Source organism: Serratia sp. K1WW1 (genome assembly GCF_055790865.1).
This window is the reverse complement of record NZ_CM147697.1, coordinates 4,271,557-4,290,311: the sequence shown is the minus strand read 5'-3', so window position 1 is coordinate 4,290,311 and position 18,755 is coordinate 4,271,557. Positions and strand designations below refer to the sequence as shown.

Below are 18,755 nucleotides of genomic sequence, written 5' to 3'. Positions count from 1 at the left end.
CCTCCTTATATCAATATCAACCTGGCGACCTAGTTATGGCAAGGAAGCCTAGTGCTATCAAGTAGCCAGAGTTGTTCTTTAGTGTTAAGTGTTACGCTAATACAAATATCTATTCACCAACATCACCCCATGGGGTGATGTTGGTGAAAAAAAAATGATCAATATTGATTATATCTAAACGACGCTTTACGTATCATTCATCAAAAGAAAAAATTTCAGCATATCAAATTACACTGATTTTATGTGTAGGCCGTATTAACCAGAATGAAAGTATTGCGAGTTATCAGATTTTCCTTTACTTTATTTAATGCTATTTAAAATAGGGAGTGTTACAACAATGGATAATTTATCAACATCATCTCATGTGCCAAAGTTCCCTGAGGGGGGCGAGCTTTCAAAGAATCAGTTACCGTTGTTTGGTTTATTAGCTTTGTCTATGGCATGCTTCATTACAATGCTAACGGAGGCCATGCCAGCTGGGTTATTGCTCTGGATTAGTCAGGATCTTGGGGTATCGGCTAGTTATACAGGGCAATTAATAACGGTCTATGCAGCAGGATCGTTGGTCAGCGCAATTCCGTTGATTGCTTTAACCCAGGGGATGCGACGCAAGCCTTTATTATTAATAGCCATCGTTGGATTTGCGATAGTTAATACCATCACCGCACTTTCTCACAGTTACCTCCTGACGCTAATAGCACGCTTTTTGGGTGGGGTTTTCGCTGGATTAGTATGGTCTCTGGCTGCTGGCTTTGCCATTCGCATGTCGCCCCCAAATCTCGCCGGTCGTGCGATTGCAATCGCGATGCTAGGTACGCCGTTAGCCCTGACTATTGGGGTTCCTGCTGGTTCATATTTTGCTGGACTAATCGGTTGGCGCTCAGATTTTATGATTATGAGTTTACTTACGGCGGTTCTGTTTGTTTGGGTTATTGTATCGGTGCCTGATTCTCCGGGTCAAAAAAACCGGGTACGTTTTTCTCTGCTCCAGGTTACTAAAATGAATGGTGTATCCGCTGTATTGTTTGTAACCCTCACATTTATACTGGCGCATAATACACTTTTCACTTATGTGGCATCTTTTTTCACCCGCGTAGGGCTTGGTAGTCTTGACCTCGTTCTCTTGGTTTTCGGCTTGGCAGCATTGGCGGGAGTCTTGTGCGCCGGGGCCACAGTTGATCTCTGGCCTAGAAAGTCAATGATAGCAAGTATCATACTGTTTACATTATCGATCTTTACCCTGATTTTTACTGGGCAGCATTGGTCTGTTTATATCTGTATAGCTGCCTGGGGTTTTGCTTTTGGGGGATCACCCACGCTTCTGCAGGCGGCACTGGCTAAAACTGCAGGTGATGCTATCGATGTTGCCCAATCAATGATGGTAACAACCTGGAATATCGCGATTGGCGGTGGAGGGCTGCTCGGTGGAGTACTTCTTGATAAATTTGGGGTGTTATCACTCCCATACTTTGTCGTTGGTCTATTAGTCATTACGTTTGTTGCTGCGTTCAGCGCACGCAAGCATGGTTTTACAGATGCGAGCAATAACAAATGACTTTCCCAAATGCAGAAAAAATTAAATATATTGATTGAGTGTTAGTATCAGGGAATATGCTTGTCGAACTATAATGTTTTGAAAAAAACCGAAGGATCAATAGCTAAACAGGTGTCTGATATGGACTGGCGTGATATGTTTTTCTCGGCTTTACGGCCACTCTATAGTGGTAAAGATACGAAACGTTCTGTTCAAGGGGTACTTGATAACATTAACTCCTTGTTTGGCGTTTCATCCAGTTCTCTTTCGTTGACTATAAATAGTTCAGTAAAATCGATGGATTTTACTTATCATACTGGTGTCGATAAAAATTTCTCAGATTATTATGCTAATAAGCGATGCAATATAGACCCTATCTCAGATAGAGCCATTAAATATGGATTGGACGAGGGGTTTACTATGGCAGATTTATGCTATCAATATCCCCGATGGGGTAAAATACATAAATCTTACTTTATGTCATTTGGATATAAAGATGCCTTGCTCGTTAACTTTTATTCTCAACAAGGTGATAGGGGAGTTTTAGTGTTACGAAGCGATCTTAATCGCGGCGAGTTTAAAAAATCCGACACTCATTCTATCTCACTATTATCTCCACTTCTTCGGATGGCACTTCAAGAACATTTTTTATTATGTGACCAGGCTCCAACTGATTTTAGTATATTGAATGCATTCGATAACTCGGCAACTGCAATATTCTATTTATCAAAGACTCGCCGACTCATTCAGGCTAACGCTGAAGGATATGGAATCCTCAATAGATGCGATGGTATGTCACTGCATAATAATAATTTAAAACTACATGATAGCTACAGTGATGTTCAGTTAAAAAAATTATTGGTGGATATTTTTTCCACACCCCAACCTACAACAGAGTTAATGAAAATACAACGAGAGCAAGAGCGATTTTACGTGGCTCGTATTGTTGCAGCTAATGCCAATGAGTTACGTGATAATGAAGCGGTGTTAATTTTACGCGATCCATTTAGAGATATTCGAAGTGAATCCCTATTATGTGCACTTTTCGATTTAACCTCTCGGGAGGCAAGTGTCGCAACCCATTTGGGCAATGGTGAGAAGCTTGGCCATATCGCTATTAAGAATGGTGTTTCGATCAATACTGTAAAGAGTCAACGCAATATCATTTATGGAAAAATGGGCATCAATAACCAAATGCAATTGGTTAGAATAATATGTTCTCTAGGAGTGTTAATGGAATCAAATATTCAAATATTCAAATATACAGATGCTCAATGATAATCTCTGGGCGTTGTCCTCTTTACGGGTTTCGTTTTTTCCGTATAAAAATAAACCATTAATAAATTACAGATTAATGGCTGGATATAGCGAGTATCCAGGCGAATAGCCCCACCCACTGAATCCTGGAGCAAACACCATGAATGAACCTGTGCGCGCACTACTCCAAAACCCCATTCAGACAGAAAAACCCTGGCGAGCGATCATGATTGTCATCATCGCCCTAGTGTTAGTCATCTCCTTATTGTGGCTTTGGCGTGCCAGTCGCAGCAATAGCCCCGGCTACACCCCGCCCGGCCCCGTGGATGTTGTGGTCACGGAGTTGAAGTTACAGCCAGCACCAGTGCAACTGCAAGCCATAGGCAACCTGCGAGCCGAACGAGAGGTGGCCTTGTCTAGTGAGGTAGCCGGACGCATCTCCGTAATTGCGTTCGAACCAGGGCAGCACGTAAACGCAGATGTGCTACTGGTTAAACTTGACGATGCAATTGAACGTGCCGATCTCGCAGCAGCCAAGGCCAGCGCAGCCTTTGCTGAACAACAGTTCGAACGGGCGTCAAAGCTTGCCGCAACTGGTGCCTTAGCCAAGGAAATATTTCAGCAGAGGCGATCCGAGCGTGACCAGGCGCAAGCACTTATAGCACAACTCGAAGCCCGCATCCGACAAAAGAGCATCCTCTCCCCATTCGCCGGAGAGCTCGGGCTGCGGCAAGTGAACTTAGGTCAATATCTGAATGCTGGCGATAGCGCCGTCACTCTTACCGATCTGGATTCACTTTACGTGAACTTTGATCTGCCTCAGCAAGAGTTGTCCCGTATTAGGGTCGGCCAGCATGTCGAGGTGCATGGTGACACCTCTGAAGTCAAACACCTGCAAGCGAAGATTACTGCCCTCGATCCCCAAGTAGGCCATGAGACTCGTAATGCAACCATTCAGGCACAATTGGCAAATACTCAGCACAAGCTACGACCTGGCATGTACGTCACTGTCGCTGTGTCCCTACCTGACGAACCTGATGTCTTGCTGGTGCCGAGCTCAGCCGTTATCACATCTTCGTCCGGGGATGTAGCGATAGTGGTGCAAGGCAAAGAGGCCAGGAAGTCCGGCAAGGCAGTCGTTGTACCTATCCAGACGGGCCGACGCATCGGTGACCAGGTCATTGTCACACAGGGGCTGAAAGCTGGTGACGTGATCGTTACGGAAGGTCAGTTGCGTATCCAGCCGGGTACCGATTTGCGTGTCGTGCAAAAATCAGCCACAACGACTGGCAAGGAGTAAACATGCAGTTCACGGACATATTCATTCGCCGCCCCATCTTGTCGGTTGCGTTGAGCACGTTAATTCTACTGGCCGGTATAGTAGCGTTATCCGCGTTGCCGATGCGTGAGTACCCCAAAATGGAAAGCGCGACCATCATAGTAGAAACCAGTTTCCCCGGTGCCACGCAGAACGTAATGCAGGGTTTTGTAACTACACCGATAGCGCAGGCTATCTCCACTGCCAATGGTATTGAGTATCTAACCTCAACCTCTACGCAGGGCAATAGCCAGATAAAGGCCAAGCTGGTGCTCAATGCTGACGCTGACCGAGCCATGACAGAAATACTCGCCAAAGTACAGCAGGTGAAGTACCTGTTACCACAAAGAGCCTCCGATCCAATAATCAACAAGATCACAGATGGTGCTTCGGACGTGCAATATTTGGTGTTTATGAGTGACAAGCACTCTATCCCTGAGATCTCTGACTTCATCAGTCGTGTGGCTCAGCCCATGGTCACCTCGGTGCCGGGCGTGGCCACCACTCAAATTCGCGGCGGTCAGTCACTGGCAATGCGCCTGTGGGTTAATCCAGATAAACTTGCTGCGCGTGGTCTGACTGCTGAAGATTTAGCCAATGCATTGCGCTCCAACAACGTACAGGCGGCCCCCGGTAAGCTAATGGGAGCCGACACACAGTTCCCCATCACGGTCGTTACAGATCTACGTAGCATCCAAGACTTCCGCGACATGGTCATTAAACGCTCGGAAAACAGCATTGTGCGCCTTTCTGATGTGGCGATGGTCGAGTTGGGGGGGCAGAATTACGACAGTACATTCTTCAGCAGCGGTACTCAAGGGGTATCACTGGCTATCGAGCCAACACCCGATGGCAATCCGCTGGAGATCGTTGCTGGTGTTAACGCATTACTGCCTGACTTGCAACGCTCTGCGCCGCCGGGATTGAAACTGTTCAGTCAGTTTGACACGGCAAGCTTTGTTAATGCTTCTATCGAAGAAGTCATCCGTACGTTGCTTGAAGCTGTGGTTATCGTCGTGATCGTTATTTTCCTTTTCCTCGGTTCGATGCGGGCTGTCATCATCCCCATTATCACCATCCCGTTATCTTTAATAGGTACAGCGGCACTGATGTTGGCTTTCGGCTTCTCACTCAACCTGTTGACGTTGTTGGCAATGGTGCTGGCTATCGGGCTAGTAGTGGACGATGCCATCGTGGTGGTGGAGAACATTCATCGTCATATCGAGAGTGGACTGTCACCGCCGCTTGCCGCATTGGTAGGCGCACGTGAGATCGTATGGCCAGTGATCGGCATGACTATTACTCTGGCCGCCGTGTACGCCCCGATTGGTTTCATGGGGGGATTGACGGGGGCGCTGTTCAAGGAGTTTGCCTTCACGCTCGCCAGCGCTGTCATCGTCTCTGGAATTATCGCGCTGGTGCTATCGCCGATGATGAGTAGCTATCTGCTTAGTAGCAAGATGGCAGAAAGTCATCTTGCCAAACGTATCGAGTACGTAATGGCATCGCTGGCTAATGTCTACCGCAAGTTGCTCGGTCACACGCTACATGCCCGTTCGGCAGTGTTGATAGTCTGCGTTGTGGTTATGGCTGGCATCATAGTGTTGTTTTTAGGGGTGCAGCGTGAATTGGCCCCTCCGGAGGATAAAGGATATGTCTTCGTTCAGACCAAGGCTCCACAGTATGCCAACGTCGGCTACACCGAGCGATACTCGCATGATGTTGAGAAAATGTTCCGTGAATTGCCAGACTACGAGGCGAGTTGGTTCACCAATGGGACGGATGGTCAGAACAATGGTTTCGGTGGCGTACTGGTCAAGCCTTGGACGAAGCGTCAGCAAACAGCTGCCGAAGTGGAAGCTACCCTTAATGTTAGAGGTATGGGGATCACTGGCGTCAATGTGGCTGCATTTCAGGGGGCTCCGCTGCCGGCGGGAAGTGGCGGGTTGCCTATACAGATGGTGGTGCGTTCGCCTGACGATTTCCTTAGCCTATACCGAGCGGTAGAAGGCATCAAAAGTACGGCTAGGGACAGTAGGTTGTTCGCGTTCGTGGACAGTGACGTGGCTTTCGACAGCCCTCAGGCACGCATGACAATCAATGCGTCCAAGGCGGGGGAAATGGGCGTCACGATGAGCGCTGTAGCCGATACGTTGGCGATCTTAGTCGGTGAGAACTATATCAACCGATTCAACTGGCATGATCGCTCCTATGATGTCATCGCTCAAGTGTCACAATCCCAGCGCCTCTCGCCTGACAACCTCGGTGGCTACTATGTGCGTACACAGTCTGGAAAACTCGTACAGTTGGCGACCATCGCAGACGTGCAGATGTATCCTGAGGCTAACCGGTTGCCACAGTTCAACCAGATGAACGCGATTACAGTGTCTGCTGTGTTGATGCCTGGTGTGACAATGGGGCAGGCAGTGGACTACCTCAAGCGCCAACCGTTGCCACCCGGTGCCAAGATCGACTGGTTGTCCGACAGTCGCCAGTTCGTGGCGGAGGGCAACCAACTCACCATTTCATTTGCCTTTGCCCTGATTGTGATTTTCCTGGTGCTGGCGGCTCAATATGAAAGCTTGCGTGATCCATTGGTCATTCTGGTGACGGTGCCACTGGCGATTTGCGGTGCGCTGCTCCCATTATGGCTCGGCTATGAAACCTTGAATATCTACACACAGATCGGGCTGGTGACGCTGATCGGGTTGATTTCCAAGCATGGAATTCTGATGGTGTCCTTCGCCAACGATATCCAGAAAACGGAGCACGTCGGTCCAATTGATGCGATCTACAAGGCCGCTGTCGTGCGTATGCGCCCGGTGCTCATGACCACGGCCGCGATGGTGGCTGGCCTGGTTCCACTGCTGTTCGCCAATGGTACGGGTGCAGCTAGCCGTTTTGCTATAGGCATTGTGGTGGTTACCGGGATGCTCATGGGTACTTTGTTTACGCTGTTTGTTTTGCCGACGATATACAGCCTGTTGGCACGAGATCATCGCGTGCAGGCTGTTTCGGTACGCACATAAGAACTGTCTAGCAAGAAGATTGGCCATTAACTCCTTCGTAAAGATGTGGAAGGAGGCTGCAATCCCCAAATATAATTCCGATATATCTAAAATGGGATTACCTCTTGCGCATTTAGATATATCGATCTAGATTAGAGCCATCGACGTGGTTTAGATATATCTAAATTCACCGATGCTCATATCATCAATCAAGAGGTAACAACCATGATGTTTAATCGATTTTCACGTCACCATTCACACGGTCATCACGACCAACAGGAAGAGGGGCATTGCCACCACCGCCGTGGCGGCCGTCATCATTTTGCTGGCCGCGGGGAACACGGCCGTGGTGGTGAAGAACATGGCCGGGGCGGGCGCGGGCGTCATCGCCTGTTTGAGCACGGCGATCTGCGCCTGGTGCTGCTGGCGCTGGTCGAGCGTAAACCTAGCCACGGCTACGAGCTGATCAAGGCGATCGAAGAGGCTTCTTCCGGCCTGTATGTGCCAAGCCCAGGCGTGATTTACCCAACCCTCACGCTGTTGGAAGAGCAAGACTTCCTGGAACCCGCGGTGGCTGGCAATGGCCGTAAGAGCTACCAAATTACCGAACTCGGCAAGGAGGAGCTGCAAAAGCATCAGGCGGCCATCGAAGTGATTTTTGCTCGCCTGGCTGGCGCGGGGCGAGACCATCGCCATGAGGGCAATCTGGCCGAAGGGATCTCCGAAGTGATGAATCGCCTGCGCTATCTGCTGCGCGGCAACATGATGCGTGCGGATTTGTCTCAGGAGCAGGTCGGGCGTATCAATCAGGCACTGCTGACCGCCGTGGAAGCTATCGAAGCCGAAATGGTATCGCCAAAACAGCCACAGGAGGATAACTGATGCCAGGCCACCGTTTCCGCATTACCGTAGAAGCCCTGACAGATCGTAAAGGTGAACCCGTCGACAAGCCGGAGTTGGTGTTTGAGGTAGAAAATCACGACGATATTCTGGCCATTGTTGAGCGCATTCAAGGGCGAGAGGATCTGAACTTTGGCGAACAGAACAGCGCGGCCTTTGCCGTCGGGCTCAAGCTGTTCTCAGAAGTGATGATAGAAAACCGTAAGCATCCGCTATTTGAGCCCCTGCGTGACTCGTTTAAGGCGTTTATGATCGGACTGAAGAAAGGGCCCACATCGTCGCAGGATTAAGGCATAAACCGATAGCCGACGCCGGTCTCAGTGAGCAGATGCCTGGGCCGCGCCGGATCGGCTTCCAGCTTTTGCCGCAGATGGCCCATATAGATGCGCAGATAGTGGCTGTGTTCGACGTAATTGGGTCCCCAGACGTGGCTGAGTAGCTGCCGCTGGGTGATCACCTTACCAGAGTTGGCCAGCAGCTCGGACAGTAAACGGAACTCGATGGGCGTCAGATGCAGATCTTCACCGTTACGCAAGACGCTGCGGTTGATCAGATCGACGGTGATATCGGAGAAGCTGACCAACGGGCTTTCCTGTTGGCTATTGGCGTGGCGGCGTAGCGCAACCCGCACCCGGGCCAGCAGTTCACCAATGCCGAACGGCTTGCTGAGATAGTCATCGGCACCTGCATCCAGCGCGGCAATCTTGTCCTCTTCGGCATGGCGAGCGGAAAGGACAATCACCGGCACCGCGCTCCATTGGCGCAGATCGCGAATGTAGTCCAGCCCGTCGCCATCGGGTAACCCCAAATCAAGAATGATCAGATCCGGCTTGCGCGTGCCGGCCTCTATCAGCCCACGCTGCAAGGTTTCACTTTCAAAAACCCGTAACCCTTCGCTCTCCAGCGCGGTGCGCACGAAGCGACGGATCTCTTTCTCGTCTTCCACTATCAGAATGTTAGTCGGTGATGTGGTCACGGGGCCTCTACTCTTGGGTTACAAGTCAAAATCTGCTCCATCCAGTTCGGGTGGCTTTTCCAACGGCAGCATAAAGTGGAAGCTGGCTCCGCCTTCGGCGCGGTTCTCCGCCCAGATGCGGCCGCCGTGTACTTCAATAATGGCACGACAAATTGCTAACCCCAAGCCGACGCCGGGGATCGCCGACTCTTTATTACCACGGGAGAACTTGTCAAATATCAGTTGGGTCTGTTCCTCCGGGATACCGGGGCCATTATCCCAAACCTCCACTTCCAGCCAGTCCTTGACTGCGTGGGCGCGGATCCCGATGATAGCATCGGCACCGGCATATTTATTGGCATTTTCCACCAGGTTGGTGAACACCCGCTCTAACAGGCTGCCATCACAGTTGATCAACACCATCTCTGGCGGCAATTCCACCTTGATCTCGTGCAATACCAACAGCGGTTCCAGCATATGCAGCGATGCCCCGACGATCTCTTCCAGGGATTGCCACTCTTTGCGCAGGTTAAAACCGCCGGACTGAATGCGCGCCATATCCAGCAGATTGTTTACCAGGCGAGTGGTACTGAGCACCTGCTGGCGGATTTGGCTGGCCTGTGGGGCGTGACTGGAGCCTTCAGTGGCCAGATCCAGCGTCAGGATCTCTGCCTGACCAAACAGCACGGTAAGCGGAGTACGCAGATCGTGAGAGAGGGCGGCCAGCAGCGAGTTACGTAGCTGTTCGCGTTCGGCATCCAGCTTGGCCTCTTCGGCGCTGCGGGCCAGATGCAGGCGCTCCAGCGCGCTGGCGATCAGCACCGCAAAGGTCTGTAACAGCCGCTGTTGCTCCGGCACCATCAACTGACGCAGGTTGTTCGGTTCAATCGCCAGCAGGCCAAAGGTCTGTTTGGAGGTGCTGAGCGGCAGCAGTTGGTACGGCACGCCGGGCAGGGTGTCGGTACCGGCCCCGGCGGGTAAGCCTTTGCCATAGCTCCAGCGGGCGATGGCTTCATCCACCGACAGCAAGCCACCTTCTTCACCCACCATCTGTTGCAGGGAGCCATCCTCCTGCGGCAGCAGCAGCACGGTTTTGGCCTGGAAACTACTGGAGATAAAATGACGGCTGGTTTTGGCAATATCTTCCCTGCTCAACGCCTGGCTGAGCCCACGGGACATCTCATATAAATGGCGCGCCCGTTGTTCGCGATAGCGTGCCACACGGGCCTGATAACGCACCCCGGCGGTCAGATTACCAATGGTGATACCGACGATCAGCATCACGGCAAAGGTCAGCAGGTACTGCATATCGCTGACGGCGAACGACCATTCGGGCTGTACGAAGAACAAATCGAAGCTGGCGACGTTGATCACCGCGGCCAGCACCGAAGGCCAGCGGCCAAAGAACAGGGCGACTAGTGCCACGCCCAGCAGGTAAACCATCACCAGGTTGGCCGAGTCAATGCCCGGCAGCAGCCATTGCGACAGCAGCGTAATGATGGCGCATAAAACCACGGCAACGGCGCAACCCCGCAGCTGGAATCGCCATTTTTCGCTAAAGGCGCGGTTATCATGCTCTTTGGCTTGCGGCTGCGGCGTATCGTTTTCCAGCGCAACAATCACCAGATCGAGATCCGGCCCAAGCTGGCCAAGGCGTTCGGCAAAGCTGCCGCGCAGCTTCCAGCGCTGTTCGCTACGGCGGCCAATAATGATTTTGCCCAGGTTATGTTCCCGGGCATAGCGCAGTACCGCGCGTTCTTCAGAAGGATCGGAAAGGGTAGCGGTTTCAGCCCCTAATTCTTGCGCCAGCCGCAAGGCTCGCAGGATGGCTCGCCGTTGGTTCTCCGGCAGGCGGTGTAGCTTGGGGGTTTCGACATACACGGCATGCCAGTGGCAACCGAGGCGTGCCGCGAGCCTTGCCGCGATGCGCACCAGCTTTTCGCTACCGCTGTTATGGCCAACGCACAGCAGGATGCTGTCCCGGGTGTGCCACACCTTTTCACGCCCCTGGTTATCGCGAAAGGCCCGCATTTGGTCGTCAACGCGGTCGGCAGTGCGGCGTAGTGCCAGCTCACGCAGGGCGATCAGGTTACCTTTACGGAAGAAATGCTCGATGGCGCGTTCGGCCTGGCCGGGGATATAGACCTTGCCTTCGTTGAGCCGCTGACGCAGATCGTCAGGGGGCAGGTCCACCAACACCACTTCGGTCGCTTCATCAAACACGTGGTCAGGCACGGTTTCCCTGACGCGTACTCCGGTGATGCCGCCGACGACGTCGTTCAGGCTTTCCAGATGCTGGACGTTCACCGTGGTCAACACATCGATACCGGCATCCAGCAGTTCGTCCACATCCTGCCAGCGTTTGGGGTGGCGTGAGCCCTGGGCATTGCTGTGTGCCAGCTCATCCATCAGGATCAGGGCCGGATTGCGTGCCAAAGCGGCATCGAGGTCGAATTCCTGCACCTGGCGGCCACGATGTTGGATGCGTTTTGCTGGCAGGATCGACAACCCTTGCAGCAACGCTGCCGTTTCCTGGCGGCCATGGGTTTCCACCACGCCAATCAGCACGTCCAGCCCCTGCGCCCGTTGCCGCTGGGCCTCCTGCAACATGGCGTAGGTTTTACCTACCCCGGCGCAGGCCCCGAAGAAGACCTTCAGTTTTCCGCGTGGTTTTTCATTGGCCAACGCCAGCAGGCTGTCTGGATCGGGGCGTTGCAGTTCGTCATCCACCATCAAAGTTCCTTGTCGGTCTTAACCTGATTGCTGCACCTAATCGTGTTACAGGTGGAAGTCATGCAGATCACCGACACGCCGTGAACCCGTCCATGGGGGCTCGAATCGCGCATCCCTGCGCTCAACGGTCGGTTAACCTGCATAACTTCCACCTTCCTCAAGCTTTTGGTGTCGCGGTATTAAACACGGCTAGTTAGCCTTATTTCAACGCATCCAGCGCCATATTCAACTTCAGCACGTTAACCACCGATTCCCCCATAAAATTGGGCGTGGCGCGTTCGGTGTTTTCATCAATCAGCTTGGCAATCTGCTCCTGCGGTAGCTGACGAGCGTTGGCGACACGCGCTAACTGGTACTTGGCGGCCGCCAGTGAAATCTGTGGATCCAGGCCACTGCCGGAAGCGGTCAGCAGGTCGACCGGGATCGGCCCGCTCATCGCCGGGTTAGCCTGACGCAGCTGCGTTACCCGCTCGCCGATCGCTTTATCCAGCGCCGGGTTGGTGGCGGCCAGATTGCTGCCGCCGGATGCCAACGCATTATAAGCCGAATCGCTGGTGGCAGAAGGGCGGCCCCAGAAATACCCCGGTTGGGTGAAGTTCTGGCCAATCAACGCCGAGCCGACTGCTTTATCCTCTTGATAGAGAAGCGATCCATTGGCCGTACCGCTGAACAGCAGTTGCGACAGACCGGTGGTGAGCAAAGGGTAAGCGATACCAGTGATCATCGTCAGCAGGATCAGCATAACCAAAGAAGGACGTAAATAAGACATCATAAATTCCTCGTATTCTTAGCCGGCCATATTCAGCGCAGTTAACAGCAGGTCGATCAGCTTGATACCCACGAACGGCACCAGCAGGCCACCTACACCGTACAACCACAGGTTGCGGCGTAGCAGTGCGGCAGCGCTCATCGCCTTATAGCTCACCCCTTTCAACGCCAGTGGGATCAGGAAGACGATCACCAGAGCGTTGAAGATCACCGCCGACATAATTGCCGAGGCGGGGGAGTGCAGTTGCATCACGTTCAGCGCATTCAGCTGCGGATAGGTTGCCGCGAAGGCCGCCGGGATAATGGCAAAGTACTTCGCTACGTCGTTGGCGATACTGAAGGTGGTCAGTGAACCGCGCGTCATCAGCATCTGCTTACCGATATGCACCACTTCGATCAGCTTGGTCGGGTTGGAGTCCAGATCGACCATGTTGCCCGCTTCCTTGGCCGCCTGCGTCCCCGAGTTCATGGCAACCGCCACGTCGGCCTGTGCCAGTGCAGGGGCGTCGTTGGTGCCGTCGCCGGTCATCGCAACTAGGCGTCCTTCCGCCTGATACTGACGGATCAGCGCCAGTTTGGCCTCTGGCGTGGCTTCCGACAGGAAGTCATCCACACCGGCTTCGGCGGCAATGGCGGCGGCGGTCAGGCGGTTATCCCCGGTGATCATCACCGTCTTGATACCCATCTTGCGCAGTTCGGCAAAGCGTTCTTTAATCCCGCCTTTGACGATGTCTTTCAGCGCCACTACCCCCAGCACGCGTGGCCCTTCGGCGACTACCAACGGCGTACCGCCGGTGCGAGCGACGCTTTCCACCAACTCATCTACCGCACGTGGGAAGTGACCATTGTTGGATTCCACGTGGCGGCGAATGGCATCCACAGCTCCTTTACGGATCATCCGGTCCTGCACGTTGACGCCGCTCATGCGGGTTTGCGCAGAGAAAGGCACGAAGGTGGCATTCAACGCCTGCAAATCGCGTTCGCGCAGGTTGAAGCGCTGCTTGGCCAGCACCACGATGCTGCGGCCTTCCGGCGTTTCATCGGCTAGCGAAGAGAGTTGGGCGGCATCGGCCAGCTCTTGCTCTTTTACCCCCGGTGCCGGCAGGAATTCGGACGCCTGACGGTTACCGAGGGTGATGGTACCGGTCTTGTCCAGCAGCAATACGTCAACGTCACCGGCAGCCTCAACGGCGCGCCCGCTGGTGGCAATCACGTTGGCACCCAGCATACGGCTCATCCCGGCGACGCCGATAGCGGACAGCAGCCCACCGATGGTGGTAGGGATCAGGCAGACCAGCAAGGCCACCAACACGGTGATAGACACTATGCTGCCGCTGCCTGCGGCTTCCACGCTGTATTGCGAGTAAGGGAACAGGGTTGCGGTCGCCAGTACGAACACGATAGTCAACGCCACCAGCAAAATGGTCAGCGCCACTTCGTTTGGGGTTTTACGGCGTTTGGCACCTTCGACCATCGCGATCATGCGATCGAGGAAGGTTTCCCCCGGGTTGACGCTGCACTGCACCACCAGCCAGTCGGACAGGATACGCGTCCCGCCAGTTACAGAGGAGAAGTCACCACCGGATTCACGGATCACCGGTGCAGATTCACCGGTGATGGCGCTTTCATCGACCGAGGCGCCGCCTTCCAGCACTTCGCCATCGCAAGGAATGGTGTCACCGGCTTCCACCAGCACGATATCCCCTTTACGCAGGCTCTCGGCCGAGACTTTCTCGGTAGCGCCATCACGCTTCGGCGTGGCGAGTTTCTTCGCCCAACTGGTTTTCTTGGTGCCCTTCAGGCTTTCTGCCTGAGCCTTGCTGCGTCCTTCCGCCAGCGCCTCGGCGAAGTTGGCGAATAGCACGGTAAACCACAGCCACATGGCGATGCTGCCGGTAAAGGTCGCGCTACCTTCGGCGTTGCCTGAAAGCACCGCCAGCCAAATGACCGAAGTCAGGATACTGCCGAGGTACACCACGAACATCACCGGGTTACGCCACTGAACGCGTGGGTCCAGCTTTTTCACCGCATCGATCAGCGCGGTACGCATCAGTGCTGGTTCAAACAGTGCGCGTTGTTTGCGAGTCATCTTGTTCTTCTCTCTGTTATGACTGTTAATTGGCCAACCACAGTTGTAAGTGTTCGGCTACCGGACCTAGCGCCAGTGCAGGAACGAAGGTCAGGGCACCTACCAGCAGGATGGTACCGACCAGCAGGCCGATAAACAGTGGCCCGTAGGTTGGCAGCGTGCCGTTGCCCGCCGGTTGGCGTTTTTTGACACACAGCGAACCCGCAATGGCCAGCACCGGCAGGATCACCCCAAAGCGGCCAACGAACATCGCCAAGGCCAGCAGCAGGTTGTAGAACGGCGTGTTGACGCTCAGGCCAGCAAAGGCGCTACCGTTGTTGTTGGCTGCCGAAGAGAAGGCATACAGCACTTCACTGAAGCCATGCGCCCCTGGGTTGAGGATGCCAGCACGGCCGGTGTCGGTAGCAATCGCCAACGCAGTGCCCAGCAGTACCAAGGTCGGCGTCACCAGGATCGCCAGCGCGGTCATCTTCATGTCATAAACATCGATCTTCTTGCCGAGATATTCCGGCGTGCGGCCAATCATCAGCCCGGCGATAAATACCGTCAGCAGTACGAACAGCAGCATGCCGTACAGGCCGGAACCGACACCGCCGAACACGACCTCGCCAATCTGCATCAGCCACATCGGCACCATGCCACCCAGCGCGGTAAAGGAGTCATGCATGGCGTTGACCGCACCGCAGGAGGCCGCAGTGGTCACCACCGAGAACATGCTGCTGGCGAGAATGCCAAAGCGGGACTCTTTACCTTCCATATTGATGTTGCTGTTACTGCCCAGCGCGCTCAGGTGTGGGTTGCCAGCCAGCTCAGCATGCATCACCACGATCACCGCAACGATAAAGATCAGTGCCATGGCCCAGATCAGCGCGTGACCCTGGCGGTTTTCACCGGCGACCTGACCAAAGGCAAAGCACAGGGCGCAAGGGATCAGGAAGATCGCCAGCATCTGTACAAAGTTGGTCAATACGGTTGGGTTTTCAAACGGATGCGCCGAGTTGGCACCGAAGAAGCCGCCACCGTTGGTGCCGAGCATCTTGATTGCTTCCTGCGAGGCCACTGGCCCCATCGGTAAGGTCTGCTGTGCCCCTTCCAGCGTGGTCACATGCAGGTAAGGCAGGAAGTTCTGCAATGTCCCCTGGCTGACGAAGAACAGCGCGATCAGCAGTGACAGCGGCAACAGCACATACAGGGTAATGCGCAGGATATCGATCCAGGCGTTACCAATGGTGGTGCTGGAACGGCGTGTAAAGGCCCGGATCAGGGCAAAGGCAACGGCGATACCGGTGGCGGCAGACAGGAAGTTCTGTACCGTCAACCCGGCCATCTGGCTGAGATAGCTGAGGGTGTTTTCCCCGCTGTAGGCCTGCCAGTTGGTATTGGTGACGAAGCTGACGGCGGTATTGAACGCCAGATCCCAAGATAAACCGGGGAACCCTTGTGGGTTGAGCGGTAAGGAACCCTGTGCCATCAGCAGTACCAACAGCAGCACTAAACCGAGGATATTGAACCACAGGATCGCCAGTGCGTATTGCCACCAGGTCATCTCGGCGGTGTCATTACCGCAGCAACGCCAGACGGCTGCTTCCACATGGCGCAGGACCGGTAGTGGCTCTCCCTCGATCAGGCGAGCTATAAAGCTGCCCAGGGGACGAGCCAGCACCAGAAGCACCAGCACAAAGCTGGCGATCAACAAGAAGGCTGAAGCTGCCATCAGAAGTCCTCCGCATTAAACAGGGCATAAACCAGATAGCCCAACAGCAGCAGGACCAACAGCGCACCACCAATAACGCTGAAACTCACGGGACACCTCCAGAGGTGTTGTTTTTGATAGCCTGAGTGTAGGGAGGGCAGTAGAAAGAAGATGAAAAAATAGCGGGGCCGGGTGTAAAAAAAGTATAAAAATGATTGAAATAACGGCATAAAGTGGCGGTTTTATGTACGGAAGAGAGTTGGGTGGATGGGCTGTGGGTGTAAAAATCCGTTCAACGGCCTTCAGCAACGCCAAGAAACCATAATGTAACCAATGTTAAGTTAGTTATTAACTCATCTGTAACAAAATTACGTCGTGGAGGCTTTTTTGCGTTCTTTTTGCGCATTTTGGTGGTCGGATGAGTTGTAAAATTACAACCTATGCGGTAATATTTTGCTCAGTTTCCAATTGGCCATCATTTATCGTTTCGCATTGCGTCGGGTCCTGACAACCTGGCGCGGATGTTTTAAGGAGGTTCGTATGTCTAACTACCAAGCCTATCCGTTGCATCGGGTCCTCCTGCGCCGTAGCGCAGTGATTCTGGTCGGTGTTCTTGCCTTGCCGGTGATGCTGTTCCGTGCCGATCGCGCACGTTTTTACAGCTATTTACACCGCGTCTGGTCAAAAACCAGCAATAAACCGGTCTGGCTGCAACAGGCAGAAACGGCGTCCTGCGATTTCTATTAATCCTGGCCCGTCGCACTACTACGAACCCTCGCCCCTTTGGCGGGGGTTTTTGCGTTTTAGGCCGCAGTAACGCACTAATTCCTCTACACTTCTAGCATGAACCCGTTGGTGGGAGACAAGATATAGCGCAGGAACTGGCCAGGCTGATCGACCACTATCGCCAGGGGATGCAACCGCTGCTGGCACCGATTACGCTGTTAAAACATGACATGGCCGAATATCCTGATAGCTATCTGGCGCAACAGCGCTATTTTGAGCCCTATCCGGAGGCGCTGCGCCTGCGCTACGGCCATTAACCCGCAAGGAGTGTTATGACCACGCATCTGGTCTGGTTGCGTAACGATTTGCGCATTACGGACAATAAAGCCCTCTCAGCCGCCTGTAGCGATCCGCAAGCCAAGGTGCTGGCGGTATTTATCGCCACCCCTGCGCAATGGCGCCAGCACCATATGGCACCACGTCAGGCGGCGTTTATCCACGCCAATCTGTTGCAGGTGCAAGAGGCGCTGGCGGCTCGGGGCATTGAACTGATTTGCCATCAGGGCGACGATTTTGCCGGTTCGATTGACTGGCTGGTGGAGTTCTGCCAGCGTCAGCAGGTCACGGCCCTGTTTTATAACCGTCAGTATGAAATCAATGAGCGCCAACGTGACGCCCGCCTTGAGCAGGCGTTGGCCGGGCAGGTGAAGTGCCACAGTTTTGATGATAGCCTGCTGTTGCCCCCCGGTAGCGTGCAAACCGGCAACGGTGAGATGTACAAGGTGTATACGCCTTTTCGCAAAGCCTTTCTCCAGCGGTTGGCCGAGACCGACGTGAACTCTCTGCCAGCACCACGCCCGCGTGGGGAAGCCGTTGGTTTTACCGCCGCGGCGGCATTCGATTATCCTTTGGCTGAGGTGGGAGAGGGCTATCCCGCGGGCGAAGAGGCTGCATTGCACAGGCTGCGTGCTTTCTGCCGCGAGCAGGTGCAAGACTATGCGACACAGCGCGATTTGCCCGCCATTGCCGGCACCAGCAATCTGTCACCTTATCTGGCTATTGGCGTTATCTCCCCCCGCCAGTGCGTCAACCGTCTGCGCGTTGAGTGCCCCGATGTGCTGGAAAATCCGCAAAGCGGTGCTTTCTGTTGGCTTAATGAGCTGATCTGGCGAGAATTTTATCGTCACCTGATGGTGGCGTATCCTGCGTTATGCAAGCACCGTCCCTTTATCGCCTGGACGGATAAGGTATGCTGGCAACGCAACGACGCGGCGTTACTGGCCTGGCAACAGGGCAATACCGGTTACCCGATTGTCGATGCAGCCATGCGTCAGCTCAATCAAACCGGCTGGATGCATAATCGCCTGCGGATGATCGTGGCCAGCTTCCTGGTCAAGGATTTGCTGATCGACTGGCGCGCCGGTGAACAGTATTTCATGTCCCAATTGCTGGATGGCGATCTGGCCGCCAACAACGGTGGCTGGCAATGGGCCGCCTCTACCGGCACCGATGCCGCACCTTATTTCCGCATCTTTAACCCGACCACTCAGGGCGAACGTTTTGATCCAAAAGGCACTTTTATCCGTAAATGGTTGCCTGAACTGGCGGATGTACCGGACAATGAGCTCCATCAACCCCATCGCTGGGCGGAAAAGCAGCAGCAGGTTCTGAATTATCCGCCGCCGATAGTCCAACACCAGCAGGCTCGGCTGGAGACGTTGGCGGCTTTTGAAGCGGCCAAGCGAGGGGGACTTTAAAGTAACAGCAAGGAGCT

The 18,755-nt window shown here is 53.9% G+C and carries 14 protein-coding genes and 1 pseudogene; 9 read left to right on the top strand and 6 right to left on the bottom strand.

What is annotated here, in order from left to right; genetic code table 11:
- The first annotated feature begins 337 nt into the window (after nucleotides 1-337).
- The 6 genes from ACX9GU_RS19415 to ACX9GU_RS19390 all read left to right on the top strand — a co-directional run bounded on the left by ACX9GU_RS19415 (nucleotide 338) and on the right by ACX9GU_RS19390 (nucleotide 8,307).
- Nucleotides 338-1,555, top strand: a complete 1,218-nt coding sequence (locus ACX9GU_RS19415) for an MFS transporter (RefSeq protein WP_473192600.1) — start codon at nucleotides 338-340, stop codon at nucleotides 1,553-1,555.
- 60 nt (nucleotides 1,556-1,615) lie between these two features.
- Nucleotides 1,616-2,812 (top strand): helix-turn-helix transcriptional regulator, encoded by a 1,197-nt coding sequence (locus ACX9GU_RS19410; RefSeq protein ID WP_473192599.1) that lies wholly within the window; start codon nucleotides 1,616-1,618, stop codon nucleotides 2,810-2,812.
- A 139-nt stretch (nucleotides 2,813-2,951) separates the two neighbouring features.
- Nucleotides 2,952-4,091 carry an efflux RND transporter periplasmic adaptor subunit gene (locus tag ACX9GU_RS19405; RefSeq protein ID WP_473192598.1) on the top strand — a complete coding sequence of 380 codons (1,140 nt, stop codon included), beginning with the start codon at nucleotides 2,952-2,954 and terminating at the stop codon, nucleotides 4,089-4,091.
- A 2-nt stretch (nucleotides 4,092-4,093) separates the two neighbouring features.
- On the top strand, nucleotides 4,094-7,138 hold the full coding sequence (locus tag ACX9GU_RS19400) for an efflux RND transporter permease subunit (RefSeq protein WP_473192597.1): 3,045 nt from the start codon (nucleotides 4,094-4,096) through the stop codon (nucleotides 7,136-7,138).
- Between the two features lie 207 nt (nucleotides 7,139-7,345).
- Nucleotides 7,346-7,999: a PadR family transcriptional regulator gene (locus tag ACX9GU_RS19395; protein ID WP_473195217.1), complete on the top strand. Its 654-nt coding sequence runs from the start codon at nucleotides 7,346-7,348 to the stop codon at nucleotides 7,997-7,999.
- Nucleotides 7,999-8,307, top strand: coding sequence for a DUF3861 domain-containing protein (locus ACX9GU_RS19390; protein ID WP_021805293.1), 309 nt, complete (start codon nucleotides 7,999-8,001; stop codon nucleotides 8,305-8,307). Before ACX9GU_RS19395 ends, ACX9GU_RS19390 begins: the two co-directional genes overlap by 1 nt.
- Here the strand turns inward: ACX9GU_RS19390 and kdpE are convergent.
- From kdpE to ACX9GU_RS19360, 6 genes are all read right to left on the bottom strand, one after another.
- A complete protein-coding gene (gene kdpE / locus ACX9GU_RS19385; protein ID WP_024529329.1) occupies nucleotides 8,304-8,993 on the bottom strand; it encodes a two-component system response regulator KdpE in 690 nt (229 codons plus the stop codon). The genes ACX9GU_RS19390 and kdpE overlap by 4 nt on opposite strands.
- An 18-nt stretch (nucleotides 8,994-9,011) precedes the next feature.
- Nucleotides 9,012-11,705: a two-component system sensor histidine kinase KdpD gene (gene kdpD / locus ACX9GU_RS19380; protein ID WP_473192596.1), complete on the bottom strand. Its 2,694-nt coding sequence runs from the start codon at nucleotides 11,703-11,705 to the stop codon at nucleotides 9,012-9,014.
- Between the two features lie 199 nt (nucleotides 11,706-11,904).
- The gene (kdpC, locus tag ACX9GU_RS19375; protein WP_473195216.1) at nucleotides 11,905-12,474 is read right to left on the bottom strand and encodes a potassium-transporting ATPase subunit KdpC; all 570 of its coding nucleotides are present in this window, start codon (nucleotides 12,472-12,474) and stop codon (nucleotides 11,905-11,907) included.
- A gap of 18 nt (nucleotides 12,475-12,492) precedes the next feature.
- Nucleotides 12,493-14,562, bottom strand: coding sequence for a potassium-transporting ATPase subunit KdpB (kdpB, locus tag ACX9GU_RS19370; RefSeq protein WP_473192595.1), 2,070 nt, complete (start codon nucleotides 14,560-14,562; stop codon nucleotides 12,493-12,495).
- Nucleotides 14,563-14,587: 25 nt separating this feature from the next.
- Entirely contained in the window at nucleotides 14,588-16,276 is a 1,689-nt protein-coding gene (gene kdpA, locus ACX9GU_RS19365) for a potassium-transporting ATPase subunit KdpA (protein ID WP_473192594.1), read from the bottom strand.
- Nucleotides 16,276-16,365, bottom strand: a complete 90-nt coding sequence (locus ACX9GU_RS19360; protein WP_037375124.1) for a K(+)-transporting ATPase subunit F — start codon at nucleotides 16,363-16,365, stop codon at nucleotides 16,276-16,278. Before ACX9GU_RS19360 ends, kdpA begins: the two co-directional genes overlap by 1 nt.
- 430 nt (nucleotides 16,366-16,795) lie before the next feature.
- Here ACX9GU_RS19360 and ACX9GU_RS19355 point away from each other — a divergent pair, with 430 nt between their 5' ends.
- The 3 genes and pseudogenes from ACX9GU_RS19355 (at nucleotide 16,796) to phrB (ending at nucleotide 18,738) form a co-directional block, all read left to right on the top strand.
- Nucleotides 16,796-17,002, top strand: a complete 207-nt coding sequence (locus ACX9GU_RS19355; RefSeq protein WP_024529334.1) for a YbfA family protein — start codon at nucleotides 16,796-16,798, stop codon at nucleotides 17,000-17,002.
- A 128-nt stretch (nucleotides 17,003-17,130) separates the two neighbouring features.
- Nucleotides 17,131-17,298: pseudogene (locus ACX9GU_RS19350) on the top strand (DUF1722 domain-containing protein); the annotation flags it as partial.
- Between the two features lie 15 nt (nucleotides 17,299-17,313).
- On the top strand, nucleotides 17,314-18,738 hold the full coding sequence (gene phrB, locus ACX9GU_RS19345) for a deoxyribodipyrimidine photo-lyase (protein WP_473192593.1): 1,425 nt from the start codon (nucleotides 17,314-17,316) through the stop codon (nucleotides 18,736-18,738).
- Nucleotides 18,739-18,755 lie beyond the last annotated feature (17 nt).

Bases quoted from the DNA above. Each gene is read 5' to 3' on its own strand.
- ACX9GU_RS19415 (WP_473192600.1), top strand. From the start codon at position 338: ATGGATAATTTATCAACATCATCTCATGTGCCAAAGTTCCCTGAGGGG.
- ACX9GU_RS19405 (WP_473192598.1), top strand. From the start codon at position 2,952: ATGAATGAACCTGTGCGCGCACTACTCCAAAACCCCATTCAGACAGAA.
- ACX9GU_RS19400 (WP_473192597.1), top strand. From the start codon at position 4,094: ATGCAGTTCACGGACATATTCATTCGCCGCCCCATCTTGTCGGTTGCG.
- ACX9GU_RS19395 (WP_473195217.1), top strand. From the start codon at position 7,346: ATGTTTAATCGATTTTCACGTCACCATTCACACGGTCATCACGACCAA.
- ACX9GU_RS19390 (WP_021805293.1), top strand. From the start codon at position 7,999: ATGCCAGGCCACCGTTTCCGCATTACCGTAGAAGCCCTGACAGATCGT.
- kdpD (WP_473192596.1), bottom strand. From the start codon at position 11,705: ATGGTGGATGACGAACTGCAACGCCCCGATCCAGACAGCCTGCTGGCG.
- kdpC (WP_473195216.1), bottom strand. From the start codon at position 12,474: ATGTCTTATTTACGTCCTTCTTTGGTTATGCTGATCCTGCTGACGATG.
- kdpB (WP_473192595.1), bottom strand. From the start codon at position 14,562: ATGACTCGCAAACAACGCGCACTGTTTGAACCAGCACTGATGCGTACC.
- kdpA (WP_473192594.1), bottom strand. From the start codon at position 16,276: ATGGCAGCTTCAGCCTTCTTGTTGATCGCCAGCTTTGTGCTGGTGCTT.
- ACX9GU_RS19355 (WP_024529334.1), top strand. From the start codon at position 16,796: ATGTCTAACTACCAAGCCTATCCGTTGCATCGGGTCCTCCTGCGCCGT.
- phrB (WP_473192593.1), top strand. From the start codon at position 17,314: ATGACCACGCATCTGGTCTGGTTGCGTAACGATTTGCGCATTACGGAC.